The sequence below is a fragment of the Colwellia aquaemaris genome, from assembly GCF_057548755.1.
In genome coordinates this window covers 78,602-104,407 of sequence record NZ_BAAJLV010000007.1, presented here as the reverse complement: position 1 = coordinate 104,407, position 25,806 = coordinate 78,602, and the positions used below count along the sequence as shown (strand labels likewise).

Annotated in this window: 22 protein-coding genes; 5 read left to right on the top strand and 17 right to left on the bottom strand. The window is 38.8% G+C overall.

Features of this window, described 5'->3' with window-relative positions; translation table 11 throughout:
- The first annotated feature begins 210 nt into the window (after window positions 1-210).
- On the top strand, window positions 211-1,107 hold the full coding sequence (locus AC27HL_RS16805) for a prenyltransferase (RefSeq protein ID WP_487082207.1): 897 nt from the start codon (window positions 211-213) through the stop codon (window positions 1,105-1,107).
- Window positions 1,108-1,213: 106 nt separating this feature from the next.
- Here AC27HL_RS16805 and AC27HL_RS16800 read toward each other — a convergent pair whose 3' ends face one another.
- The 12 genes from AC27HL_RS16800 to AC27HL_RS16745 form a co-directional block, all read right to left on the bottom strand.
- Window positions 1,214-2,455 (bottom strand): malic enzyme-like NAD(P)-binding protein, encoded by a 1,242-nt coding sequence (locus AC27HL_RS16800; RefSeq protein WP_487082206.1) that lies wholly within the window; start codon window positions 2,453-2,455, stop codon window positions 1,214-1,216.
- A gap of 551 nt (window positions 2,456-3,006) precedes the next feature.
- Entirely contained in the window at window positions 3,007-4,305 is a 1,299-nt protein-coding gene (locus AC27HL_RS16795; protein ID WP_487082205.1) for an adenylosuccinate synthase, read from the bottom strand.
- Window positions 4,306-4,430: 125 nt separating this feature from the next.
- On the bottom strand, window positions 4,431-4,616 hold the full coding sequence (locus tag AC27HL_RS16790; protein ID WP_487082204.1) for a DUF2065 domain-containing protein: 186 nt from the start codon (window positions 4,614-4,616) through the stop codon (window positions 4,431-4,433).
- Between the two features lie 132 nt (window positions 4,617-4,748).
- Window positions 4,749-5,633, bottom strand: coding sequence for a protease modulator HflC (hflC, locus tag AC27HL_RS16785; protein WP_487082203.1), 885 nt, complete (start codon window positions 5,631-5,633; stop codon window positions 4,749-4,751).
- Between the two features lie 3 nt (window positions 5,634-5,636).
- Complete coding sequence (gene hflK / locus AC27HL_RS16780) at window positions 5,637-6,782, bottom strand: FtsH protease activity modulator HflK (protein WP_487082202.1); 1,146 nt, start codon at window positions 6,780-6,782, stop codon at window positions 5,637-5,639.
- 82 nt (window positions 6,783-6,864) lie between these two features.
- Window positions 6,865-8,151 carry a ribosome rescue GTPase HflX gene (gene hflX, locus AC27HL_RS16775; RefSeq protein ID WP_487082201.1) on the bottom strand — a complete coding sequence of 429 codons (1,287 nt, stop codon included), beginning with the start codon at window positions 8,149-8,151 and terminating at the stop codon, window positions 6,865-6,867.
- A gap of 33 nt (window positions 8,152-8,184) precedes the next feature.
- Window positions 8,185-8,448, bottom strand: a complete 264-nt coding sequence (gene hfq / locus AC27HL_RS16770; protein ID WP_487082200.1) for an RNA chaperone Hfq — start codon at window positions 8,446-8,448, stop codon at window positions 8,185-8,187.
- A 118-nt stretch (window positions 8,449-8,566) separates the two neighbouring features.
- The gene (gene miaA, locus AC27HL_RS16765) at window positions 8,567-9,523 is read right to left on the bottom strand and encodes a tRNA (adenosine(37)-N6)-dimethylallyltransferase MiaA (protein ID WP_487082199.1); all 957 of its coding nucleotides are present in this window, start codon (window positions 9,521-9,523) and stop codon (window positions 8,567-8,569) included.
- A 12-nt stretch (window positions 9,524-9,535) separates the two neighbouring features.
- The gene (gene mutL / locus AC27HL_RS16760) at window positions 9,536-11,428 is read right to left on the bottom strand and encodes a DNA mismatch repair endonuclease MutL (RefSeq protein WP_487082198.1); all 1,893 of its coding nucleotides are present in this window, start codon (window positions 11,426-11,428) and stop codon (window positions 9,536-9,538) included.
- A gap of 7 nt (window positions 11,429-11,435) precedes the next feature.
- Window positions 11,436-12,755, bottom strand: a complete 1,320-nt coding sequence (locus AC27HL_RS16755) for an N-acetylmuramoyl-L-alanine amidase (RefSeq protein ID WP_487082197.1) — start codon at window positions 12,753-12,755, stop codon at window positions 11,436-11,438.
- A gap of 78 nt (window positions 12,756-12,833) precedes the next feature.
- Window positions 12,834-13,334, bottom strand: a complete 501-nt coding sequence (gene tsaE / locus AC27HL_RS16750) for a tRNA (adenosine(37)-N6)-threonylcarbamoyltransferase complex ATPase subunit type 1 TsaE (RefSeq protein ID WP_487082196.1) — start codon at window positions 13,332-13,334, stop codon at window positions 12,834-12,836.
- Window positions 13,335-13,378: 44 nt separating this feature from the next.
- Window positions 13,379-14,899, bottom strand: a complete 1,521-nt coding sequence (locus AC27HL_RS16745; RefSeq protein WP_487082195.1) for an NAD(P)H-hydrate dehydratase — start codon at window positions 14,897-14,899, stop codon at window positions 13,379-13,381.
- A gap of 35 nt (window positions 14,900-14,934) precedes the next feature.
- Between AC27HL_RS16745 and queG the strand changes: the two genes are divergently transcribed.
- Window positions 14,935-16,080, top strand: coding sequence for a tRNA epoxyqueuosine(34) reductase QueG (queG, locus tag AC27HL_RS16740; protein WP_487082194.1), 1,146 nt, complete (start codon window positions 14,935-14,937; stop codon window positions 16,078-16,080).
- A gap of 19 nt (window positions 16,081-16,099) precedes the next feature.
- Here the strand turns inward: queG and AC27HL_RS16735 are convergent, their stop codons facing one another.
- From AC27HL_RS16735 to orn, 5 genes are all read right to left on the bottom strand, one after another.
- Window positions 16,100-17,743, bottom strand: coding sequence for a response regulator (locus AC27HL_RS16735; protein WP_487082193.1), 1,644 nt, complete (start codon window positions 17,741-17,743; stop codon window positions 16,100-16,102).
- A gap of 31 nt (window positions 17,744-17,774) precedes the next feature.
- The gene (locus AC27HL_RS16730; protein ID WP_487082192.1) at window positions 17,775-17,975 is read right to left on the bottom strand and encodes a DUF1289 domain-containing protein; all 201 of its coding nucleotides are present in this window, start codon (window positions 17,973-17,975) and stop codon (window positions 17,775-17,777) included.
- The gene (locus AC27HL_RS16725) at window positions 17,972-21,610 is read right to left on the bottom strand and encodes a hypothetical protein (protein WP_487082191.1); all 3,639 of its coding nucleotides are present in this window, start codon (window positions 21,608-21,610) and stop codon (window positions 17,972-17,974) included. Before AC27HL_RS16725 ends, AC27HL_RS16730 begins: the two co-directional genes overlap by 4 nt.
- An 85-nt stretch (window positions 21,611-21,695) precedes the next feature.
- Window positions 21,696-22,187: a DUF4442 domain-containing protein gene (locus tag AC27HL_RS16720; RefSeq protein ID WP_487082190.1), complete on the bottom strand. Its 492-nt coding sequence runs from the start codon at window positions 22,185-22,187 to the stop codon at window positions 21,696-21,698.
- A 133-nt stretch (window positions 22,188-22,320) separates the two neighbouring features.
- The gene (gene orn, locus AC27HL_RS16715) at window positions 22,321-22,866 is read right to left on the bottom strand and encodes an oligoribonuclease (RefSeq protein WP_487082189.1); all 546 of its coding nucleotides are present in this window, start codon (window positions 22,864-22,866) and stop codon (window positions 22,321-22,323) included.
- A gap of 209 nt (window positions 22,867-23,075) precedes the next feature.
- On the opposite strand from orn, the gene rsgA reads away from it, so the two are divergent.
- From rsgA to AC27HL_RS16700, 3 genes are all read left to right on the top strand, one after another.
- Window positions 23,076-24,113, top strand: coding sequence for a small ribosomal subunit biogenesis GTPase RsgA (gene rsgA, locus AC27HL_RS16710; RefSeq protein ID WP_487082188.1), 1,038 nt, complete (start codon window positions 23,076-23,078; stop codon window positions 24,111-24,113).
- A 64-nt stretch (window positions 24,114-24,177) separates the two neighbouring features.
- Window positions 24,178-25,032, top strand: coding sequence for an archaetidylserine decarboxylase (gene asd, locus AC27HL_RS16705; protein ID WP_487082245.1), 855 nt, complete (start codon window positions 24,178-24,180; stop codon window positions 25,030-25,032).
- Between the two features lie 39 nt (window positions 25,033-25,071).
- On the top strand, window positions 25,072-25,791 hold the full coding sequence (locus AC27HL_RS16700; RefSeq protein ID WP_487082187.1) for a glycerophosphodiester phosphodiesterase: 720 nt from the start codon (window positions 25,072-25,074) through the stop codon (window positions 25,789-25,791).
- Window positions 25,792-25,806: the final 15 nt, after the last annotated feature.

The following is a 25,806-nucleotide window of genomic DNA, read 5'->3' as shown; positions in this document are numbered from 1 at the left end:
TTACGTAATAGGCAAACCAGCATAAACCACGATATATCGAGGACATTATGAATGAGACTAACTGAATAGGAAAGGTTACTTTTAGCAGATAAATTAAATAATTATCAGCTTTTTTGATTTGTTCGACTATTACCTTACTTTCGATATTCCTATTCTTTACATTTGGCACTAAGCTAGTTTTGATTATCAACATATAGTGGAATGGAAACCATGAAAGAAAACTTTAACGCACTATTTAGCGCCATGCGTTTACCATTTTTATTACTCACCTTTTCGGTTATTTTCTTGGCACTGTCTATAACCATACATAGTGGTGCCGAAATATCAGTTATTGACAGCACATTAGTATTTATTGGCGCTTTATCGGCGCATATTAGTGTTAATTTATTAAACGAATATCAAGACTTTCATAGTGGCCTTGATTTTTTAACAGTCAAAACACCGTTTAGTGGTGGTAGTGGTGCATTAATAACAACACCTTCAGCAGCGAGTTTTGTCGCCAAAATGAGCATTTTATTTTTATTCATTACTAGCGTCATTGGTGTCTACTTTGCGTTGACGACAAGCTTAAAAATCATTGCAATTGGCCTTTTCGGCATAGCCATAATTGTTTTCTACACTAAATGGATAAACAAATTGCCGATTATCTGCTTGATTTGCAGCGGCCTAGCCTTTGGCCCTTTAATGGTTCTAGGGACATCAATTGTTTTAATGGGGAATATAAGTTGGAATGTTGTACTAATTTCTCTTGTGCCATTTTTTTTAACCAATAACCTATTACTAATAAATCAGTTTCCTGATATTAATGCAGATAAACAAGTAGGGAGAAACCATTTTTCCATTAAGTATGGTATGCAAAAAAGCATATACGTCTATGTAATTTTTTTACTTTTGGCTTTGGTAAATATTGTTTTCGTGATATTTGTCTGTAATTTACCAGCATTTGCCTATTTAGCTATTGCACCAACATTAATTGCATTTTGCTTAATATCTCTACTCAACAAAAAAGGCACAGTTATAACAAATATCATTAGTGCGATGCGTATGTCGGTTATCAATGCTGTTGTTACTCCGAGTACTTTAGCTATCGCACTCTGTTTAGCTTAGGATTGTTGTTATGTTAACTAGCACTAAATACAAGGCATAAAAAAGGGAAGCATTATGCTTCCCTTTCCAATAATTAAGCAACATAGAAGTCACTTAAAACAAAATACTAACCGTTGTAGTTTTCTGGTAATTCTATGCCCGCAACCCCTGAATCAACAGCTGCTTGAGCTACCGCTTTAGCTACGGCAGAACGTAAACGTGAGTCCATTGGTTTTGGAATAATATAGTCTTTACCGAACTCTAGTTGACTATCGCCACTTGCGGCAAGTACTTCAGCTGGCACTTCCTCTTTGGCCAAAGCACGAATGGCATGTACTGCAGCAATTTTCATTTCATCATTAATAGTACGTGCGCGCACATCTAACGCACCACGGAAAATAAACGGGAAACACAACACGTTATTAACTTGGTTAGGGTAGTCTGAACGCCCTGTTGCAATAATTAAATCATCACGTGTTGCTAACGCAAGCTCTGGCTTTATTTCTGGATCAGGGTTAGAACAAGCAAAAATTACTGGCTTATTTGCCATAAGTTTTACATGCTCTGGAGATAATACATTTGGCCCTGAGACCCCAACAAAAACATCAGCACCGTCTATGGCTTCTTCTAAAGTGCGCTTATCCGTGTTGTTAGCGAAAAGTTTTTTGTATTCGTTCAAGTCATCACGACGAGTATGAATAATGCCTTTGGTATCTAGCATATAGATCTTTTCACGCTGAGCGCCACATTTAATTAATAGCTCCATACAAGCAATTGCTGCCGCACCTGCGCCCATACAAACAATATTTGCATGGCGTAATGCTTTACCTTGAATTTCTAACGCATTAATCATACCAGCGGCAGTAACAATAGCTGTACCGTGTTGATCATCGTGAAATACCGGCACTTTACAACGCTCTATTAAAGCTTTTTCGATAGCAAAACATTCAGGTGCTTTAATATCTTCAAGATTAATACCACCAAAACTATCAGCAATATTCGCCACGGTATTAACAAAGTCTTCAACTGTTTTATGCTTTACTTCAATATCAAACGAATTAATACCGGCAAAACGTTTAAACAATAATGCTTTACCTTCCATAACGGGCTTAGAAGCCATTGGCCCTAAATTACCTAACCCTAAAATAGCGGTACCATTCGTAATAACAGCAACCGTATTGCCTTTACCTGTATATTTATAAACGTCATCAGGATTTTCAGCAATGGCACGAACAGGCTCAGCAACACCTGGACTATAGGCGAGAGAGAGATCTTGGCTCGTTTCAGCGGCTGTTGTTAATTCAACGCTAATCTTCCCTGGTGTTGGGTATGCGTGATAATCAAGTGCTTGTTGGCGAAGATCTGTCATATGTATTCCTAATTAATGCGGCTACTGTGTGAGTATGGTTCAATTTTATTTTCATTGAATTAATAATTCATGAAATCTATATTCGTTATTATTGATATCTATGTTATTGCATAGTAGTTACTCATTTCAAGCACTTTTCTATATATTAATTCGCTACAAGCTATAAATAATATAGCCTGAGCAAATTCGCATTTCACATTATTTAGCTGAATATTCAGCATAATTCGTTAACTATTCATACATAAATAGCTGTTAGATTACTTTTTTTGGCAATAAATGAGTTAAATGTAAAACTTAGGTTTAAAACGGCTGTTTTATATGGGAGATGACGAACTTTTGAATCATTTCATACCAGATAACAGAATTTAGCAACAATTCATTAAACTTAGCGTGAAACTGGTATACCACTAAATCAAAAAAATTTCCGGCAAACTGCAATTTTTCTAGTTAAATTTATGTGCTATATACAGGCTGAAAAATTGGATAATTAAACAATTTCAGGCATAAAAAAACCACCTAATAGGTGGTTTTTAAATTAGCTTATTTATTAGTTACTCATCAAATGGGTTAACTAAAATCATAGTCTCATTACGGTCTGGGCCTGTTGAGATAATATCAACCGGTACGCCTGTAACTTCTTCAATTCGCTTAATGTATGCTATGGCATTGGCTGGTAATGCATCACGAGAAGTTGCGCCTACCGTCGATTCACTCCAACCTGGCATTTCTTCGTATACAGGTGTGATTTTCTCATAACCTTCAGCGGCTGTTGGTGGCACAGTGATAACATCACCTTCTTCGGTTTTATAACCAACACAGATTTTTAATGTTTCTAAACCATCTAAAACATCAAGTTTAGTTAAACAAAAACCGCTAATGCTGTTGACTTGCACAGCACGGTGCATTGCTACAGCATCGAACCAACCACAACGGCGTTCACGACCGGTTGTCGCACCAAATTCATGACCAACAGTACCTAAATGATTTCCAACTTCATCATCCAATTCCGTTGGGAAAGGGCCTGAGCCAACACGTGTAGTGTAAGCTTTAGTAATACCTAAAACATAATCTAAGTAACGTGGACCAAAACCGCTACCAGTAGCAACACCACCAACTGTTGTATTTGAAGACGTTACATATGGGTATGTACCGTGGTCGATATCAAGCAATGTACCTTGCGCACCTTCAAACATGATAGAGTCACCCGCTTTGCGCGCTTGATCTAACATTTCTGAAATATCTGCAACCATGCTCTTAATTGTATCTGCTACTGCCATTGCATCAGCTAGTACTTCTTCATAGCTTACAGGTTCAGCTTTATAGTATGTTGTTAATACGAAGTTATGGTATTCCATAATTTCTTTTAATTTCGCCGCAAAAGATTCTGCGCAAAATAGGTCACCAACACGTAAACCACGACGAGCAGCTTTATCTTCGTACGCTGGACCAATACCACGACCAGTAGTACCGATAGCTTTGCTACCGCGGGCTTTTTCGCGTGCTGCGTCTAAAGCATTGTGGTATGGAAGAATTAACGGACATGCATCGCTAATTAAAAGACGTTCGCGTACGGGTACGCCACGTTCTTCTAACATTGCCATTTCTGTCATAAGTGCTTTAGGACAAAGAACTACACCATTGCCAATTAAACATTTTACGTTTTCACGTAACACGCCAGATGGAATAAGGTGTAATACGGTTTTTTCACCGTTAATGACTAGTGTATGACCTGCGTTGTGGCCACCTTGATAGCGCACTACATATTTGGCTTTATCAGTAAGTAAGTCGACGACTTTACCTTTACCTTCGTCACCCCATTGGGTGCCTAGAACTACGACGTTTTTACCCATGTTCACATATTGGTAAGAAAATTAGGCGGGGATTCTATCAAATATAAATATTGAGTCCAAGCAATAATTGTTGATTTTTAATTCAATTTAAAAAAATTCAATTGGCAAGGTAAGTTAGCGATAAATTAATTTATCAACCCTAGCATGGCTAGACCAATTACAACCAAAAAAATTCCAATTTGACGAATAGCACTAATCGGTTCATTTGCTAATTTAAGTACGTATGCACGCCACTTGTTTGGAAATAAGGCTGGAATAAGTCCCTCAATGATCAAAGCAATAGCAATGGCCATAAGTATGGTAGATGTCATATCAAGTCCTTAATAAACCGTAATTCATACGTATATGCCTCAGTAGATATATGCATACGTTTATACATTACTTTCTATATATAAAAAAGCCATGGCAAGTGCCATGGCTTTTATAATGATTTTTAAAAGATATTACTTTTCTTTTTTACCGTCTTTTAAGTAGTTAAAGAAATCGCTGTCGGGCTTAACAACTAAAATATCATTCTTAGAACTAAAGCTTTTTTCGTATGCTTCTAAACTACGAAAGAAGTTAAAGAACTCTGCATCTTTGCCATAAGAGTCAGCATAAACTTTTGCCGCTAATGCATCACCTTCACCACGTATTTCTCGCGCGTTCTTTTGTGCTTCCGCTAACATTACCGTTACTTTTGCATCAATAGTTGCGCGAATAATTTCTGCTTGTTCTTGACCTTGTGAGCGATGCTCTTTGGCCACAGCAGTTCGCTCAGCACGCATACGCTCATAAATTGAATTACTTACTTCAGTAGGTAAGTTAATTGCTTTAATACGTACGTCGATAACTTCAATACCAAGATCTTCACGGCTACTTGCAGCACTTTCAAGCGCTTCAGCCATAATAGCATCGCGGTCGCCAGAAACAATTTCTTTAATGGTACGGGTACCAAATTCAGTACGTAAGCCATTATTTACTTTCTGCTTTAATAACGCACGAGCATTATCGATAGAGCCGGAAGTACGTAAGTAATATGTTGAGAAGTTAACAATTCGCCACTTAACAAATGAGTCAACCATTAAGTCTTTCTTCTCAGATGTTACAAAACGATCTGGCGCTTCATCTAAGGTTTGGATACGCGCATCAAGTTTACGAACCGTGTTAATAAATGGAAATTTAAAGTGTAAGCCTGGCTCGTACACTTTCATATCGCCACTATCACCGTCACGTTTAATTTTTGAGAACTGAAACACGATACCGCGTTGGCCTTCAAAAACTATAAAAACTGATGAAACTGTTAAAACAAATAGTAGGGCAACAATTGCCAATAAAAAGTTTTTCATGGCTTAGTTTCTCCCACTATTGAATCGATCGTTGCGACCCGACAATGCTGGAGCACTGTTCGTTGATGTTGGCAATTGATTTACACTAGGTAGCGATTGCTGAATAACACGTTGACCAGTTGATTGTTGCTGCATAATTTTATCTAGTGGCAAGTACATCATGTTATTACCGCCATCAACATCAACCATAACTTTACTGGTGTTACTGTAAACTTTTTCCATTGTCGTTAAATACATACGTTGGCGTGTTACTTCAGGAGCCGCTTGGTATTCAGGCAAAAGTTTATTAAAACGAGCCACTTCACCTTCTGCATCTAACACTGTTTGCGATTTATAGGCTAATGCTTCTTGCTCTAAACGTTTAACACGACCACGAGCACGCGGTTCAATGCCTTTAGCGTATGCTTCAGCTTCACGTAAGAATCTTACTTCATCTTCCTGTGCTGCAATGGCATCATCAAAAGCATCTTTTACCTCTTCTGGAGGACGAGCATCTTTAAAGTTAACATCGACAATGATCAAACCTAAGTTGTAAGGCTCGATTATTTTATCTAACTCTCTCCAAACCGCTTGACGAACTTCTTCACGACCGCTAGTTAAAATATCATCCATTGATGAATGACCAATAACATAGCGTAAAGCACTATCAAGTGACTGGCTCAAACTGTCATCAGCATTGGTAACACTGAAAATATAATTACGAGCATCAACAACACGATATTGAATTTGCATTTCTACACGAACAACGTTTTCGTCTTGCGTTAACATAAAACCAGCTGACGGAAGGTCACGGGTTGTTTGCATATCAACAGGGATAATGCGCTCGACAAATGTCCACTTCCACCTAAGACCTGGTTCTACTGTGCCGGCATACTGGCCAAAGCGTAAAACAATACCTTTTTCAGCTTCTTTAATGGTATAGAAACCTGTGAAAGCGTAAACTAGAATAGCAGCAATTAATAGCACCATAATACCAACACTAGAAAGGCTTTTTCCAGAGCCGCCACCTGATTTATTACCACCGAAAATACCGCCAAACTTATTGCCGATATCTTTTAACAAATCGTCTAAATCTGGTGGACCTTGATTTTTGCCACCTTTATTTTTCCAGGGATCTTTATCATTATTCCCCGGTTCATTCCACGCCATGGTACTCTCCGCTATAAAAAATTAATGCCTAAACTGCTATATACGCATAAAACATCAGGTTTGGGCCTAATATATCAGTCTGTTAAGTTTGAATAAAGTGCTCTATTTCAGCTTTATCTTGTTTTACTAATCGGTTCCACTCTCGCAGTGGTAATTTTACATCTACCAAGCAATTGCCTTGTTCGTCATAGTGCTCTTTGGCAATACAGTTTAATTGGTAAAGTTGGCCTCGAAGTTTACCGGCACTTGGTGGTAAACACAGCAGGTGTTTGACTATCTGCTTGCCCAAGCGTTCCGCTAAGGCTTCAAATAATAACTCAATGCCCAAACCTTGTTGAGCCGATAACCATACGCGAATTGGCAAGCCATGCTCATCTCGGTCAATTCTAGGCTCAACATCATCTAAACAATCTATTTTGTTACAAATTAATAATTGAGGTACTTCACCTGCCTCAATTTCTTGTAAAACTTCTTCAACTTGTTCAATATTTTCACTACGACGTTCATCGGAAATATCGATAACATGTAATAGCAGTTCTGCTTCCCGGGTTTCAGTTAATGTTGCCTTAAATGCCGCAACTAGGTCATGTGGTAAATGACGAATAAAACCTACCGTGTCAGCTAGAATAACACGCCCCACATCTTCAACATCAATTTTACGTAGTGTAGGATCTAAAGTTGCAAATAACTGATCAGCGGCATAAACATCAGCCCGCGTAATATGATTAAATAATGTTGACTTACCTGCGTTGGTATAACCCACCAAAGACACAGTCGGGATTTCCGCTCTATTCCTTGCCCTACGCCCTTGTTGCCTTTGTTTTTCAACTTTTTCTAAACGTCGACGAATATTAACCATGCGCTCATGAAGTAAACGTCTATCAGTTTCGAGCTGTGTTTCACCAGGGCCTCTTAAACCTATACCACCTTTTTGGCGTTCCAAATGCGTCCAGCCACGTATTAATCGTGTACTAATATGACGCAGTTGCGCAAGCTCTACTTGTAATTTGCCTTCATGAGTTCTGGCACGTTGGGCAAAAATATCAAGTATTAAAGTGGTACGGTCTACCACTCGACATTCACACAATGCTTCAACATTTTTTTCTTGTGATGGCGATAAACTATGATTAAACAACACCACATTGGCATTATACATCCTCACAGCTTCTGCAACTTCTTGGGCTTTACCTGTGCCAACAAAGTATTTCGGGTGTGGGGTATTGCGTTTACCTGTTACTGTATTTAACGCAGTCACTCCCGCCGAACTAACAAGCATTTCAAATTCTTGTAGATCTTCTCGAGTGTTATCATCTGGGAAATCTAAATGAACAAGTATCGCCTGCTCACCTGCCTGATACCTATCAAACAAATGAGCGACTCCATACAATACATGTTTTATTCATTAATTTTCAGAATCCTGACCAAAACCAGATTGATTGGCTTGAGGTGAAGGCATAGTAGACACTGCTCGTGCAGGTACTACCGTAGAAATTGCATGCTTATATACCATTTGACTTACTGTATTTTTCAACAAAATTACAAACTGATCAAATGACTCTACTTGCCCTTGTAGTTTAATGCCATTAACTAAGTAAATTGCTACAGGAATACGATCACGACGTAACGCATTCAAAAATGGGTCTTGTAAAGATTGCCCCTTTGCCATTATTTGGCCCCTTTTGTTATTTTTAGTAAAAGTTAAATGTTCTTTGCAATTATTTTATTAAAATTATTCAATAAAACTAGCTGGTTAATGCACAACTAAGTTAATTATACATCAATGTTTAAAGTTTGCTTACTGCCGATAAAATAACTTGTAAATTATTTTCATCTTCCATATGCAACCAGTGTAAATTTTGCCAACTTCGCAGCCACGTTAATTGACGTTTTGCTAATTGTCGAGTGGCGCAAATACCTTTAAAAATCATTTCATCATGATCACACTCACCTTGCAAATGTTGCCACATTTGACGATATCCTACACAACGTATCGCCGGCAAGTCATGATGTAAATCATCTCGTGCTTTTAAAGCCACAACTTCTTGCTTAAAGTTTTGTTCAATCATTTGCTTAAAACGCAGCTCTATACGCGCGTGTAAGTCACTTCGCTCTTTTGGTGCTATAGCAAACTGTAAAACATTTCCGCTGACTTTATCACCTTTTATTTCGGTCAATTGTGTCAAAGTATGACCGGTTTTACGGTAAACCTCGATTGCACGCGCTATCCGTTGCGGATCATTTTTATGAATACGCTCTGCAGATACCGGGTCAAAACTTGCCAACTGCTCATGCATTGCCGCCCAACCTTTTTGCTGAGCTTCGGTTTCAATTGCGGTACGTATTTCTACATCCGCTTCCGGCAAAGGCGAAATACCATCAATTAGGCTTTTAAAATACATCATAGTGCCGCCAACCAACAACGGAATTCGACCATTTGCCCGACTTTTTGCTATCGCTTTTAATGCGTCTTGACAAAAATCTGCTGCAGAATAACTTTCTGCCGGATCTCGAATATCAATGAGTTGATGCGGATATTGTGCTAATTCAGCTTTCGTTGGCTTCGCCGTGCCAATATCCATACCTTTAAAAACTAATGCTGAATCGACACTGATAATATCGCAAGGCAGAGCATCATAAAGCGCCATTGCCAATGCTGTTTTACCCGATGCCGTTGGTCCCATTAAACAAATAACAGGCGGTTCATTGATAGCAACATCTTTTGACTTTGCAATATCTTTCATTAATTTTATTAGTTACTCAAATTGGCTTATAGACGATGTAAGGTCAATAGCAACAGAATTCAAGCGTAGTTGCTGTTCAAATTGACAATTAAACTGACTTTCTGCATTTCGCCATATTTGCAGCGCACTTTCCTCTGTCATTTCTTCTGTTATCATCAAATGGGCTAGTGCCATTTGCCAATCAATTTCGGAATGAACATCGCTTTGGGTTTCTACCTGTAACTGGCTCATTAATAAATCAAAACTGCTAGCAACATTTTTATTGCGCAGCAATGCGGGAAATTGTCGAATTTGCAATGTTGTTTTGTTAACTTGCCTAATTTCCATGCCAATATATTGAAATTGCGCAATGTTCAAAGCAGCAAAATTGGCAACTTTTTCACTGACGCTAACTTTAACTGGTAACAATAACGGCTGAGACACAAACTTTTCATGCCAACGTTGCTTAACAAGCTGCAACTTAAGGTAACGCTCAAGTTTTTGCAGCGACAATAAGCGTAATTCTTGTTGTTGCTCAAACACTAAATAATGTGGTGGCTGCCAGTACAACACCTTTGCTTTGCCATCAGTTGTAATTAGCTTTTCAGTTGTTGAAATGACAGCAGAATGCTCTACTGCTTGCTCACTACTAGTATGTTCAACAAGCGGAGTCATCAGGTCGCTATATGCCTTACTCACCTGAGGGTTTATTTTCGCGCTATAGGCTGGCGCACTCGCTTGGCTATATTGCCTGTTTGTATTTTGGTGAGGCCGATACGCAGGTGTTGCTTCTGACACTTTACTACTAGTGCCTGTTGAGCGTAATGGTGTGACAAAGCTGGTATCTATACCACTTACCGTTTCTTGCCTTGCGACTATGTCTGTTAACACTTCACCTGTACTGTCATCAACAGTAAGCTCTGGCGCACGATTAGCAATCAATGCTTGATGGCACACTGAATAAATAAAGTCATGTACATAACGACCCTGATGAAATCTAACCTCATGTTTTGCAGGGTGTACATTGACATCAACTTCACGAAAGTCGAGATTAAAAAACAGCACAAATGCAGGGTAACTATCATTAGGCAACAATTCAGCATAGGCTTGGCGAATGGCATGATTAATTAGCTTGTCACGCATCATACGACCATTGACATAACTGTAACAAAGATCATTCTGGCTGCGATAAAAGCTTGACTGTGCTATCCAGCCGTGTAAATGAAAACCGTCGTGCTGACAATCTACCTCTAGGGCATTATCAATAAATTTTTGTCCACAAATTTGTGCTACACGTTTACTTCGTTGCATAGCAGAATTAGCAAGACGAAACTGTTTAATGGTTTTATGGTTATGCGTTAAGGTAAAAGCAACATCAAACCTAGCGAGTGCGATGCGTTTAATCACCTCTTCGATATGACCAAATTCGGTTTTTTCCGTTCGTAAAAATTTGCGTCTTGCTGGCGTGTTAAAAAATAAGTCGCAGACATCAATTGTTGTACCGTTTGGGTGCGCAGCTGGGTTTACGGTAACTTCCATATCACGCCCATGAGCATTTGCTTGCCATGCAGTGTCTTGCTCATTCGGTTTAGAAGTTAATGTGAGACGGGCAACTGAGCTTATACTGGCCAAGGCTTCACCACGAAACCCTAAACTGCTGATGGATTCGAGATCATTCAAGTCTTTAATTTTGCTGGTGGCATGGCGGCTCAGTGCTAAGCCTAACTCATCTTTTGCAATCCCCTTGCCATTGTCGATGATACGAATGCGTTTAGCACCACCCTTTTCAATATCCACTCGAATATTGGTTGCGCCAGCATCTAAACTATTTTCAATGAGCTCTTTTACTACGGATGCTGGACGTTCAACCACCTCTCCTGCAGCAATTTGGTTAGCAAGGCGAGCGGGAAGTATTGCAATTGTCATATCTAACTTAATCTGCCTGTGGAATTTTTAATGTTTGACCAATTCGAACCACATTGGATTTCAAGTTATTGGCGGATTTTAATTGTCGAACCGAGACTTTATAGCGTTGTGCAACAACAGATAAAGATTCGCCACGACTAACCTTGTGCTCTCGAACACGATTTGCAGCATATAAACTGCCATCTGGTGGATTTCGTGAAAAGTAATGATCAACAGCGGTATAAATGGCTTTGGCCAGTTTCTGTTGATGATTGGCATTATTCAAGCGTTTTTCTTCTTGCGGGTTTGAAATAAAGCCTGTTTCGATTAATACAGAAGGAATATCAGAAGACTTTAAAACGGCTAAACTTAAGCGCTCGGGTTTTTTCTTATGTAATTTTGTTACTTTCTTTAATTGCTTTATCACGTGTTCGGCAAAATTGTAGCTACTGGCCATAGTGTATTCTTTTTTCATATCGGCCAGTGCAATTGCTAAATTGTCATCTTTGGTTTTCTTAATCGTTTCCCCTGCACCGCCTAGCAGTTCAGAGTTTTTTTCTCTATTTTGGATCCAACGGGCAAATTCTGAATCAGCCCGACGCGTAGATTGCACGAGCACTGATGCACCACTAGGTTTAGGAGACGTAAACGCATCGGCATGAATGGAAATTAACAAATCAGCTTTATTTTTACGTGCTAATTTGGGCTTGCGATCATGGCTAACATAATAGTCACCACTGCGTATCATCACAGCTTTCAAACCCTTTTTGCGATCAATTAGTTTAGCTAGCTTCTTAGCAATATTTAAAGTAACACGCTTTTCATAAGTACCAGCGGCACCTATTGAGCCGGGATCATCACCACCATGGCCAGCAACAATGGCAATAACAATATCACGCTTACCTTTACTGTTATCATGTTTAGCAACAACTTTGCTTTGCTTATCATAAAGATCAATAACTAAACGATGGCCATATTGTCCTGCGGGAGCAAGAGGAAATGCTGATACACGATAATTTTCAGCAAGCTCTAAAACTAGTCGAGTACTGGTTTTATTTTTCGCGGTACTTGAGCGAATTTTCTTGACACGTTTATCAGCTTTAATTGCTGACATTAACGCTGCTACGTTTTTACTGTTTTTAAAGTCAATGACTAATCGATTAGGTGAATTTAGCGAAAAATATTTAAAATCAGGCTTTTTACTAAGATCAAAAACCACACGCGTACTATCGGGTGCAGGCCATACTCGAACATTTTTAATCTTGTTAGTGGCGCTTGCTGTCGCTACTGTACCAAGCCATAACATGGAAATAGTAATTACATACAGCGCTATTTTATAAAAACGCATTTAAATTCTGTCCCCTTTAACCAGCACTTAGTAAGCTATTTTTATTATTCTTCTTTATCATAACATTTCACTACTGTATCAAGATAAATCATTCATTGCAGATAATGCTAATAAAAGCTGTTGCCCAAGCGCTGTCTCCGATTGCAACGTAATTTCGCGTTGCTCTTCAAGATAAACTAAATCAATCACTAAATCTGCGCTAGCAATCATACCTTTGCCTTTTTCAGGCCACTCAATAAAACTACAGCTTCGGTTATTAAAATAATCTCTAATGCCCATATATTCTAATTCTTCTGGATCAGCTAAACGGTATAAATCAAAATGATAAACTTGCCAATCTAGTAAATCATAAGGTTCAACTAAGGTATAGGTTGGGCTCTTAACATTGCCATCATGCCCCATACCTTGAACAAAACCACGCGTTAATGTTGTTTTACCAGCACCAAGGTCACCATTTAGATATACGGTAATCCCATGGTTTAAATTGGCTTTTACTATATCGGCTATACGTTTACCCATTGCAATAGTGGCGGTTTCATCCGCTAAAATAAAGCTTTGATTTGTCACAAAATTATTCATTTTTCATTTTCTTTTGATTTACTTATGGCACTTTTATCATTTATTTAACCTAGAAAGTTACTTTCACTGTTAATCAAGTGTTGTACTTCAGGATAAAGATCACTTGCTAGTATACCAATTTGCCCATGCTTTTTGGCAATAATATCAGCAGCGAGCCCATGAATATACACACTAAGGCGAGCTGCTTGAAATAACCCTGGTGTTTGCAAAATTAGTGCTCCAATTAATCCCGTAAGAACATCGCCCATGCCACCACTAGCCATTCCCGCATTTCCCGTAGAATTAATCCACGTTGTTTCACCATCTGAAATTAAAGTTCCTGCTCCCTTTAACACACAAATACCGCCGTATTGACGAGCAATTGCTTTGACGGCCGCAAATCTATCAAGTTCAATTTCATCAATACTGCAGCTTAATAATGTCGCAGCTTCACCTGGATGTGGAGTTAGTATCCAATGACTAGATTTACGTTTATTTTGGGCGAGAAAATATAAACCATCGGCGTCTATTACTTTTTCACTTTCAATATTAATTGCCGCTTCAAAGAGACTTTCAGACCAAGCATTACGCCCTAAACCTGGTCCAATAATCACTGACTTAACTTTATTCAGTAAAGTTGACGAGGCAAGTGTTTGGGCACAATTTGCCACTATCATCAGCTCAGGTTGGCGCTGTAATAAAATGGCTCGCGATTGCTCATGACAGCAAACACTAACCAGAGCGGCCCCAGCACGTAATGCCATTTCTGACGCTAGACATATAGCGCCAGTAAAAGTACGGTCGCCCCCCACCGCAAGCATCATACCTATACTACCTTTGTGGCTAGTAGGTTGCCTCGATGTTAGCTGCGGCAGATTTGCTTTATCTTGATACAAACAATGCGAAGATGTTAACCCTGCAAAGCTAGCATTTATTGACAAGGTTGCAAGTACTAGTTTACCGACGTAGTTTGCGGCTTGCCCAGACAGTAGTCCACGTTTGTATGCAATTAAAGTAACCGTTAAATCAGCATGTACAGCCGTTTCAGCGACAATACCTAAATCAGCATTTAAGCCTGATGGCACATCAACAGCTACCCGAACACAGTTTTGTTTGTTAATTGCTTCTACTAAGTCTATAAATTCACTCGACAAAGCACCGTTAAAGCCAATTCCAAACAAACAATCTAAAATAAGCTCACCTTGAAAGCTTTCAATAACGGCAATACTAGCGGTAGTTGTGGCTGAGAAATATATAGGTACAGCGCAATTTTCTAGCAACTCAAGTGCGGTTAACGCATCTCCTTTTATATGGTGACGCTCGGTAACCACAACAACCATGACATTCAGTCCAGCTTTATGTGCCAACCTAGCAACAATATAGCCATCACCGCCATTATTGCCTTTTCCAGCAATAATTAGCACACGATGTGCCGCCGGATAGAATTGACGAATATTATTAAAAACAGCCTGACCTGCGCACTCCATTAATTGAAATAAATTCAAACCAATAGCTTGCGCTGCATCAGCTTCAAACTGCTGTAGTTGATTAACCTTATAGGCATGATGTGTTAAACTCACTGGCATAGTACGATCACCTTATCACTCTAACTTCTGTAAACATGACTACTCCTGCTATTAACTATCAAGAATTAACAGAAAAAATCAAGCTTTGGGGCCAAGAACTTGGATTCTCACAAGTCGGTATTTGTGATGTTGACTTGTCGGCCCATGAAGCCGCATTAACCCGTTGGTTAGAAAATAACTATCATGGCAATATGGATTATATGGCTCGCCACGGACTAATGAGAGCACGAGCAAAAGAGTTAGTGGAAGGTACACTTAATGTTATTAGCGTTAGAATGGATTATTTGCCAACTGATGCAAAGTTTGCGCGCATTTTAAAAAATCGCGATCACGCTTATATTAGCCGTTATGCTTTAGGTCGTGATTATCATAAATTAATGCGCAAGCGTTTAAAGCAGCTTGGTGAAAAAATTAAAACTCATTGTGAAGGTTTTAATTATCGACCCTTTGTTGATTCTGCTCCTATCCTTGAGCGGCCACTAGCAGAGAAAGCAGGACTTGGCTGGGTTGGTAAGCACTCGCTACTTATTAACAAGCAAGCTGGTTCATGGTTCTTTTTAGGAGAGCTATTAGTTGATCTTCCTTTGGTTGTCGATAATAAACCAGAAAATGATTGCGGCAGTTGTGTTGCATGCATCAAAATTTGCCCAACACAGGCTATTGTTGAACCTTATGTGGTTGATGCTAGGCGCTGTATTTCTTATCTTACCATTGAGCTTAGAGACGCTATTCCCATTGAATTTAGGCCGCTAATTGGTAATCGTATTTATGGTTGTGACGATTGTCAGCTTATTTGCCCTTGGAATAAGTTTGCCAAACTTGGCAGTGAAGATGACTTTAAACCACGCCAAAACCTCGACAATATAGCATTATTAGAATTATTTGCTTGGGATGAACAAGCTTTTCTCAGTAAAACTGAGGGCTCACCAATACGCCGCATTGGCTTTTCATGCTGGCAACGTAATATCGCAATCGCCTTAGGTAATGCCAATTACTCTAGCGCCAATGTAGATGCATTAACTGAAAAACTTGATAGTGCCGATGATATGGTCGCCGAGCATATTCATTGGGCGTTAGAGCAACAAGCATTAAAATTACAAAAGTTAACGTATGATAAAAATCAACGTTTGACCGCACGCCTTATTCGTTCCGTGGAAAAAGGCATGCCGCGCGATGCATAAATACCCCAAAGAAGAAACACTATGCAATAAGCTTTTGCCACTTTACATTTAAGTCATCGAAAACACTACGTGTCTTCTCTTCTAGCGCTCGGTCTGCCAATTGACTGAATACATGCTCAGCTAACGCTATGTGCTCTGCACTCGCTTCACCTTGTTGCTTAATGGTGATCAGAATTTTCAATTCACTGATCAGTAACTTGATATTGTCTGGGCTTAACTGCAAAGCTTGTATTATTGCCTCTAATGCTGGTAGTAAACGATTTTTCTGAAAATGCTCTACCGCCATACTATTTAATTGCTTCGCAGTAAAATGTATTTCTTCGCGTTCTTGCGTTTCTTGTTCAATATAGTGCTTAACTACTTGGCAATTTAGTGAGTCACCGGCAATTTGATTATTGATGGCTTTTAGTAAATGAATTGCATCTTCACGCATACCTAGTTCATGCAACACTTTAACTTTATCTAAATTATCTTCAACAATTGCCGACGGCTTCAACGACATATGATTTTCAACTAGCTTAGTTGCTTTTTCTTCTTCATCTCGAACATTATGTAAACGCGCCTTCACCACTAATAATTGCTGCTTAAACAATTGAATATCATCATAGTCATTTTCAAACTGTTCAATATAACGGTCCATTTGTTTAAGCACTGGTTGCGCACTGTCATCTGGAGTTGCACAAGCCAAATCTATCCCGGCGCGAATAACATTTAATATAAGCTCTGGTGAGTCATGTATTGAATTTTTAGCTTGCTGGGCAATATTTCGTGTAGCTATATATTGTCCTTTGTAATCATGCGTTAAGCGGGCAAGGTCCCAAGATTTTTTATTACGTTCTATATTTCTAGGGGCTAATGCCGTTGCCAGTTTAATTTCATCATATGCCAGCTGGTATTGCTCTTGCTCAATATAATATTGTGCCATCATATCGTGAGCACCAAAGCGAGTTTCTGGCTTATCGATCAAGCTTTTTAACATTTCACGAATTTCTTCAATACGCCCTTGCTTTAATAATGCTTTAGCATAACCTAAGTAAACCCATGAATATTGATATTGGCTGAAAAGTTTTTTATAGAAAGCTTCTGCTTCTTGAAATTCTAACAACTGCAAAAGTGCATCACCTTTCATACGGTTTATATTCGGATGAAATGACGCTAACTTATCATTTAATAAATGCCGATCGGCAAAATAAATCGCTTTAGCATAAGCCTTTTTATCGATGGCGCTATAAATATTAAATAATACCTGTTTAACTTTTAATGTTGCCGTTAATCGAGTTTGAACTTTCTTAATTGCCAGTGGTTTAGTCCAAAAATCATCAGGCTGTAATTCAATAATTGAGTTAACCAAAGATTCATCTGTTTCCGAGCTAAGAAAAATTAAAACTGTTGTTTTTGTAACATGCCCCTTAAATTTAAGCTCTTCTAATAAGTGAAAGCCATCTTTGTCACTTTTAACATTAAACGCACATATAACAACATGAAAGTGCATTTCATCACACAACCTTAGGCCATAATAAGCGTTTTCGGCACAACGTATTTCTTTTATCCCCAGCGCATACAAACTTTCTTTTAGGGTATTGTGCACCAGCAAATTGTCATCAATAATCAAGACATTAAGCTTGTCTAATTGAGCTAAAGTGTTTTTTTCAAGCTCCGTCATTGTTAGCCCTAACTGTTTCATCTCTAATCATTTATTGCTCTCGTTCCTGCTCGCGCTTTTGACACTGCTGTAATACCTTAGCTTTTTCCTCGTTATCTAGTGTCCGCCACGCCATGATCTCATCAATATGGCGATTGCAACCTAAGCAAATATCTTCTGCATCGAGACAACAATTACGTACGCAAGGGCTAGCGACGTCGGTTATAACATTTTTTAACGGCTCTATTTTCATATTGACTCGGCGAAACCAACTAAATGTGAAAAACTTTGCTGTAATTGCTCTGCTTGCTGCTGAAAAAGAGCAATATCTTGTTGCGATAACTTTTCACTAACCTGAGCAAGTTGTGCTTTTACTGCTTTGCTAAGCTGTAAAAGTGGCTGAGCAGCAATAACTTCACAAAGCTGTATAGTATGTTCTATGCATATCAGCGCCTGTACTACGTCTTGCTTGTGAATACTTACCTCAAACTCTAATAAAAATTGTTCAATATCAGACAAGTAATCATCAAGCATAATTGCTGCTAATTCTGCTGAACCTTGATTTTGTGCATATGCTGCCAAGTCAAAATGCCACGGTTCACTGGCGCTTTGTTGGTCGTTTTCAGCGATATGTTTTGTATTACTTTGTAAATCTGCTAACTCATCTATTTCGCTGTTTGTTGGCTTAGCTATTGCCTTATTTAACTTTTTCTTATTTGACATAGATGGAGGCGATGTCTCCTCAGTTGTAACCTCGCTTATATCGGTAGTTTCTATCGAAACATCCATAGCTTCAAATGCAGGTTTTAACCAAGGCATTAATAGCTTAATTATGGCTTGAATATCTAATGCCGGTGGCATTAAGTCGACTTGCCATTTTTGCTCGATTTTTTGGCTATTTATATACTCTTTTACCGTCTGTTGCTCGCCAAAACAGAAAATACCTCTTGGAGATTTTTCTGTATCAGTCAACGTCAAGTCAGCTGAAAGAAATTCAGAAATCAACAGCAAATAACGACCTGTTTGCCAATGGCTCTCTAACTGTCGAACATTTGAAACTAAGGTAACTTGAAAGCCCAACCAATGTAGCAACTGTAACAGTAGTTGATTTTCAACCGGCTTAGCAACAGCTAACAACAGCTCAACGTGATTTACTAAGAATCGCTGTTGAGCAAAAATTTCCTGAGCAATTAGTAAATTACTTTTTTCGGTACCAGCCAACAATACGGCCAGCTGCCTTTGCAGTTCGACTTCATACCAAGGAGCTAAACAAGCAGAGTAAACGCCGGTTGTAGCCAAGCCTAGCTCAGTTAATCCTTGAGTTACTAACAATTTAGGCTGTAACTTTTCAGGCAATGAAGCAATATGCTGAGCGATCAACTTGTAGTCTGTTTGATATACTTCCAGCGACATAATTAAAACATCAATACTATTAGCAGTTAAATGCTTAATGCTTAATTGACGTTGAAATAGCGTTAAATCGCGCATGGTTTCAACATTTAACTTTGTACTGTTTAGTCCTTGGCAGATACGCTCACGCATACTGGCGTCGGTTGCTACAACCAAAATATTGGCTTTACTCAGTATTGCCTTATTTTTATTGGCTGACACTGATGTTTTACCTGATGTATCAGCACTTGCAAGCGGTATATCAAAAGTAAATTTGCCTGAATTATTAATAACTATACTTTCATTATTGCTTGCATTAAAAACTAACAATAAGTCACGCAGGTAGCTTTCTAGTGTCGTAAAATTGCCCTGTTTAGAGTCAGTATCAAGCCCTAACAACTTGATAGATTTCACCAACGCTTCTTGGCATGAAGGCGTGCTAAGCAACAAACTAAAACGAATAATTTGTTGAGCACTATTTACATCAATAACCTGTAGCTTAATGTCTAAAGTCGTATGGTTTTGCTTTGCTAATAATAATGAAGCTAGTTCATAAACCATCGATTGGAACAGCTCACTTTCCAGCGTCACACTAGGGTTTAGGTTAGCATCGGTATTAACGTAAACTACATTATGACAATGAGCATGAGCCAACATTACGTTGGCTGCTACTGCATGTAGTTCATCAATAATGTTAACGTCAGATAAAGTGAGCAAATAGTCATCACGACGCAATTGGGCACTAACCTTTTGCCTTTGACTCCATGTCAATAACTGGTTCAATGACAAACTTTGCTCACCGGAACTCTCATATTTACCTAACTCAACAAGTTGATTTTTTAATGCAGTTCGTTGAATAGTCTTACTAACCTGCTCACTAGCCTTTATTATATTTAGCTTTTCATCTTGGCTTTGTTGCTGAAGTTGCTGCTGTAATTGGCTGTTATCACTTATTAGCTGTTGCAGTTTTTTAGCAGAACAAATACTGCCGCGCCAGCTATTGTTAGCAAACTCGATCGACAGTGATATTTCATTTTCATGCAATGTTATTAATGATAACCGTTGAATTGACTGCGTTTGTTTGGCTTTACGAGCACTGGCAATAATGCAATTTACATCGTGTCGGCTAAACAAATGACGCCAATGCCCTACATGTGTTTCACCACCGAAAAGTTTTGCTAATATTTGAGCATTCATCGGCGCAGAATCAGAAAACGGCCAAAACAAATGTTCACTATGCTCACTCATAAATGAGCTTAACAATTGCTGATTTTTTGCTAAGTTTAGGTAGTCAGCTTCACTATGTTTAGGTTGCTTAATTTGTTTAATAGCATCAATGACTTGCTGAGTTTCTTCACAATCAGTTTCACCTGTACATGTTCCGGTTTCAACATATGCAGTGGTCAGTTTTTTGTTTATTGTATTAAAGCGTTTCAACTTGCTACGAATACTACCTAGTAGCAATAAAAAAATGACCATGAACAAACTATATATAGCAGCAACGAACCAAATATAATTCTGTTCAGAAATATCAAGGCCAATTGCAGCAAGCCAATGTTCTAACTGTTGATTTAACATCACTTCGTTAGGTGAATTAACAGTAGTTACTTTTGCTAATAAGGGACTTAGCTCGACTTTTTGTGATAATAACTCTGTTTTATAAGCAAGTGCTCTGCGAAGCTGTCCACGCCATTTAGCAAATGTATTTTGCTCAACAAATAGCAAATTATTTAACACAATCACTTGCTCTTGTAGTGCTGTTTCGGCGGCACTTTTACTACCCAGTTGTTGTGCTTTCAGCAGCCACTTTTCAAAACCTGAACTTGCTTGTTTTTGTAAGTAGTCAAACTCAATTAAATCATACTGCAAATCAAGGCGGCCAAACATAACTAAACTATCAACCAATAGCCTATGTAGCTCTTTGTTTCTATTTAAGTTTGTTACAATGTTACTTAGAGCTACAGCACGGTTTGCAGTAACACGGTCGCTTAAACGGTCAGAGTTTACCTGTAAATAAAGATCATTTTGCTGCTGAGATTGATTTGCAATAAGCACAGACAAACTATCGGCAACTAATGTAAGTTGAATAATAACACTATCTTTTAATTGAATATTGCGGCGAGCACTGTCATTTAGGCGTATCACATTTTCTACTTGTAATTGCAGCTGCTGTGATAATTGATTCAGTAGCAATCTATTTTTTCTTGATAATTTAGTTAGCTGCTTTAAATTTTCCGTTAACGTTTTGTATGACTTACGATACTCAAGCGCATTTTTACTGGTAATAATTGAATTGAGCAAACGCTCATGACTCACCAGCAGTGCTTGGCGAGTATTTTGTTGCTGAAATTCGGGGATTTGCTGATTACTTAATGTTAGTAACTGCTGTGATTGAAAAAAATATAACCCTACACTCGCAAAACTTACAAACAAAAAGCACAATACGAGTAAGAAAAATCGGCCAAATAACTGGCGATAAAGCGGTAAAGTTAAATCCATGAACGTAGCCGTATCCTAACAAGCCTAAAACTATTGTTAGTGTATGGATTTAACGTTAATTAGCAACGATTAATCAAAGGGAAGTTTATTTTGCTTTTGAATTTTTTGTTATCCATGCCCAAGTCATAATACATTCAATAGGCTGCTGACCTGACTCATCCGTAATTTCAACAACTATATCCATATTGCCTTTTTCTTCTGTCAGCTGTGCAATTTGCTGATCTGATATTTTCGCAATAGCAGTAAGTGAGCCTTGCATACGACGCTGGTAATGAATAGTCATCGACTTTAGCAATGGCAAAGCACTATCAGGCAAATTCATACCAAAAACAATACCTGTGGCTGACTCTGCCAATAGCGCTGCGGCGACGGCGTGCACCCCACCGATATGGTTCTGCACTTTTTTTCTATTTACTAGTGATAAGTGAACTTGCTGTGGCTTAATATCGACAATGGTGACTTTTGCGGTGTTAGCAAACTTAACTTGTGAACAAAATAGTTTGGTCATTAGGTATGAGTGTGTTGCTTTAGGAAACTTTTTAATCAATGCAACGGCTTTACTAAAGCGGTTCGCCATAGATATATCCTTATTTGTTGTTATATGTGATTAATAGTAGCTTGCAATAAACTGGTCAGACCTGCAAGATAATTTATAAAAAAAAGACGCTACTGCGTCTCTTTATTTTGTGTATAACCAGGTTCAGCGAGGGCTAAATTTTAAAAAAGTGCTCTTGATAAACTTTTAATTCCGCGATGGACTCTCGAATATCATCTAATGCTAAGTGCGCCCCTGTTTTAACTACTTTATCCAGTACCTCTGGTTTCCAGCGCCGCGCTAGCTCTTTCACTGTACTAACATCTAGGTTTCGATAATGAAAATAATCTTCAAATTCAGGCATATATTTATTAATAAAACGTCGATCTTGACCAATACTATTGCCACACATTGGAGACTTCCCTTTGCTAACGTATTGAGCAAAAAATGCTAAAGACGCGGCACTTGCCTGTGCTAATGTTGTTGAACTTTCGCGACAGCGCTGGGTTAGTCCTGAATCGCCATGATGCTCAATACACCATTGGCTCATGTTGTCTAAAACATCATCACTTTGGTGGATAGCAAAAACGGGCCCTTCCGCAATAATATTTAGCTGACTGTCTGTTACAATTGTGGCGATTTCTAAGATAACATCAGTACTTGGCTCAAGGCCGGTCATTTCTAAATCTAGCCAAATTAAATTGCTATCATTAACGCTCATTGTCATTCCTACATCAATTAATCTTCAACAAGTGCCTAAATTAGCCAAACACTCTGGTTATGGCATGAATCTAAAAGGCGCGATTGCACATGCATTTAAGCCGTGCTTAAGTATATAATACGTTAGAATAACCCGTGTTAAAATTAATTTGTGCGCATGGCGTAGTAATCACTAAACAAATCGAGAATAAACGAAAATGAGAATAGCTTGTGGCTAAAGCCAAAAAATTAACTAAAGGTCAGGCTCGTCGGATCAAAGCAAACCAAAGCAAAAAGTTACGTAAATCTTCTGAGAAAGTGCAATGGCAAGATGATCAGTTAGGTGATGCAGAAACGGGCACGGTTATTAGTCGCTTTGGCCAACACGCAGATGTCGAAGATAACAATGGAGAGATATCTCGTTGTAATATGCGCAGAAGTATTGATTCATTAGTGTGTGGTGACAAAGTACTTTGGCGTAAAAGTAAGGAAACACAGCATAGTATTTCTGGTGTAATTGAAGCGGTGCATGAACGTAATTCAGTACTTAGCCGACCGGATGTTTACGATGGCGTAAAACCCATTGCCGCAAACATCTCTCAAATTTTAATTGTTTCTTCAGTTTTACCAGCCTTTAATGCCGATATTATTGATCGCTATTTAGTTGCTGCCGAAGAAACCGGCATAACACCAGTTATTTTATTGAATAAAGTTGATTTACTCGAAGATAGCAACCGTGAAGAAATAGAAAAACAACTGAGTATTTATCGCGCAATTGGTTATCAAGTGACTTATGTCAGTAACGAGACCGGCGAAGGTATTACTGAGCTTAAACAACAATTAAGCCAACATACCAGTGTCTTTGTTGGCCAATCAGGTGTCGGTAAGTCAACACTCACTAACACATTAATGCCTGAGTTAGGTGTTGTCACACAAGAGGTTTCGGAAAACTCTGGCTTAGGTCAGCATACAACAACTGTTGCACGGCTTTATCATTTTGAAGATGGTGGTGATCTTATTGATTCACCTGGTATTCGTGAGTTTGGCTTATGGCACATGTCTCCAGAACAAGTCAGTAACGGTTTTATTGAATTTTCTGACTATCTTGGTACTTGTAAATTCAGAGACTGTAAACACCAAACCGACCCTGGCTGCGCACTAGTTGCAGCAAAGGATGAAGGAAAAATCTTTGCAGAAAGACTAGCAAGCTTTCAACGCATATTGGCAAGTTTAGGTGATAACACCTTAACTACCCGCTTTAACGATTAAAACAAAAGAAAATTAAGGAACTGTAGTGTTACTCAACAAAATTAAAATTGCTTTGCAATATCTAATGCCTAAACATGGAATTTCACGCTTAGTGGGTAAATTTGCCGCAGCAGAAGCTGGCTGGTTTACCACAAAAGCTATTAGTTATTTCATTAAAGCGTATGACATTAATATGGCTGAAGCTAAGCTAAAAAATGCCAGTGATTTTAAAACCTTCAACGACTTCTTTACACGTGAATTAGAAGATGGTGCTCGCCAGATTAATAGTGACCCAACAACCATCTGTTATCCTGTTGACGGTGCCATTAGCCAACAAGGTGCCATTAAGGACGGACAACTTATTCAAGCTAAAGGTTTTGACTACAGTTTAGTGACTTTACTCGGTGGTGATGACGCAACAGCAGCACCGTTTCAAGGTGGCGAGTTTTCATGCATATATTTGGCACCGAAAGACTATCACCGTATTCATATGCCAATAACAGGCACCTTACGTGAAATGATATACGTGCCTGGCGATTTATTTTCAGTAAACCCATTAACGGCCAATAATGTTCCCAACCTATTTGCTCGCAATGAACGTGTTGTCGCAATTTTTGATACCGAACAAGGTGCAATGGCCATGGTGCTTGTTGGTGCAACAATAGTTGCTAGTATTGAAACCGTTTGGGCAGGCACAGTTACACCGCCTGCAGGAAAAGATGTATTTCGCTGGAAATACCCTGCGACAGGTGTTGATGCTATTACCCTTGAAAAAGGCGCTGAAATGGGGCGTTTCAAATTAGGCTCTACTGTTGTTAGCACGTTCGCACCAAATATGGTGAAGTTCAATGAACAGGCAGGACCAACGACAATTACTCGCTTAGGTGAGCATTACGCGGATTTAGTCGCATTAAAGCAACAAGAACAAAGCAACAGCTAGTATGATATTACAGCTATTCACCACGAAGGAATCAATATTATGAAAATAATTGCCCATCGTGGTGCCAGTGGAGAGTTTCCTGAAAACTCTCTCGTAGCTTTTCAACAAGCAATGAAGCAAGGGTGTGATGGTATTGAGCTTGACGTGCAATACCACCAGCCTAGCGGCGAATTTATTTTAATTCATGATCAGCATCTCGTCGTTAATGGCCAACGCTTTCATATCAATCAACTATCACTCCAGCAGCTACTAGAATTTAAGCCTGATTTTCAACGAAGTATTTGCACGCTACCTTCAGCGCTGCAAATCATATCAAAACAGTGCCTCATTAATATAGAGTTTAAATCGTCAGTACAAGGTTCAGAGCTTGATCAGCAAATAACGCAACTTAACAATATACTAGCGCAAGCAATTACAGATAATATTGTTAACGCAAAGCAACTGATTTTATCTTCATTTAACCATTACGCTATTGAAAGCGCATCACAGTTACTGCCCAGATATGCAACCGCAGCACTTATAGCAAGTTGCCCTATTCACTATGCGGAGTTTTGCCAAGCGCTAAAAGTGAGTGGTTTAAATTTATCAATCGACTGTCTTAATCAAGAAATAGTAACCGATGCACATCAAAGAGGACTTGAAGTTTGGGTTTATACGGTTGATGAGCCAGATGATATTAAACGATGTTTGTCATACAATGTAGATGGTATTTTCACTAATTTTCCAAAGCGTTCACGAAAATATCTACTCAGTCTTTAAGTCGTTATATTTTAC

Excerpts from the sequence above, each read along its gene's own strand:
- AC27HL_RS16720 (WP_487082190.1), bottom strand. The coding sequence starts at position 22,187 with ATGGCGAACCGCTTTAGTAAAGCCGTTGCATTGATTAAAAAGTTTCCT.
- hfq (WP_487082200.1), bottom strand. The coding sequence starts at position 8,448 with ATGGCAAAGGGGCAATCTTTACAAGACCCATTTTTGAATGCGTTACGT.
- AC27HL_RS16725 (WP_487082191.1), bottom strand. The coding sequence starts at position 21,610 with ATGGATTTAACTTTACCGCTTTATCGCCAGTTATTTGGCCGATTTTTC.
- tsaE (WP_487082196.1), bottom strand. The coding sequence starts at position 13,334 with ATGAATAATTTTGTGACAAATCAAAGCTTTATTTTAGCGGATGAAACC.
- asd (WP_487082245.1), top strand. The coding sequence starts at position 24,178 with ATGCCTAAACATGGAATTTCACGCTTAGTGGGTAAATTTGCCGCAGCA.
- AC27HL_RS16745 (WP_487082195.1), bottom strand. The coding sequence starts at position 14,899 with ATGCCAGTGAGTTTAACACATCATGCCTATAAGGTTAATCAACTACAG.
- AC27HL_RS16790 (WP_487082204.1), bottom strand. The coding sequence starts at position 4,616 with ATGACATCTACCATACTTATGGCCATTGCTATTGCTTTGATCATTGAG.
- AC27HL_RS16700 (WP_487082187.1), top strand. The coding sequence starts at position 25,072 with ATGAAAATAATTGCCCATCGTGGTGCCAGTGGAGAGTTTCCTGAAAAC.
- miaA (WP_487082199.1), bottom strand. The coding sequence starts at position 9,523 with ATGAAAGATATTGCAAAGTCAAAAGATGTTGCTATCAATGAACCGCCT.
- mutL (WP_487082198.1), bottom strand. The coding sequence starts at position 11,428 with ATGACAATTGCAATACTTCCCGCTCGCCTTGCTAACCAAATTGCTGCA.
- AC27HL_RS16730 (WP_487082192.1), bottom strand. The coding sequence starts at position 17,975 with ATGAAAATAGAGCCGTTAAAAAATGTTATAACCGACGTCGCTAGCCCT.
- AC27HL_RS16800 (WP_487082206.1), bottom strand. The coding sequence starts at position 2,455 with ATGACAGATCTTCGCCAACAAGCACTTGATTATCACGCATACCCAACA.
- hflK (WP_487082202.1), bottom strand. The coding sequence starts at position 6,782 with ATGGCGTGGAATGAACCGGGGAATAATGATAAAGATCCCTGGAAAAAT.
- hflC (WP_487082203.1), bottom strand. The coding sequence starts at position 5,633 with ATGAAAAACTTTTTATTGGCAATTGTTGCCCTACTATTTGTTTTAACA.
- AC27HL_RS16755 (WP_487082197.1), bottom strand. The coding sequence starts at position 12,755 with ATGCGTTTTTATAAAATAGCGCTGTATGTAATTACTATTTCCATGTTA.
- AC27HL_RS16795 (WP_487082205.1), bottom strand. The coding sequence starts at position 4,305 with ATGGGTAAAAACGTCGTAGTTCTAGGCACCCAATGGGGTGACGAAGGT.
- AC27HL_RS16735 (WP_487082193.1), bottom strand. The coding sequence starts at position 17,743 with ATGACGGAGCTTGAAAAAAACACTTTAGCTCAATTAGACAAGCTTAAT.
- orn (WP_487082189.1), bottom strand. The coding sequence starts at position 22,866 with ATGAGCGTTAATGATAGCAATTTAATTTGGCTAGATTTAGAAATGACC.
- queG (WP_487082194.1), top strand. The coding sequence starts at position 14,935 with ATGACTACTCCTGCTATTAACTATCAAGAATTAACAGAAAAAATCAAG.
- AC27HL_RS16805 (WP_487082207.1), top strand. The coding sequence starts at position 211 with ATGAAAGAAAACTTTAACGCACTATTTAGCGCCATGCGTTTACCATTT.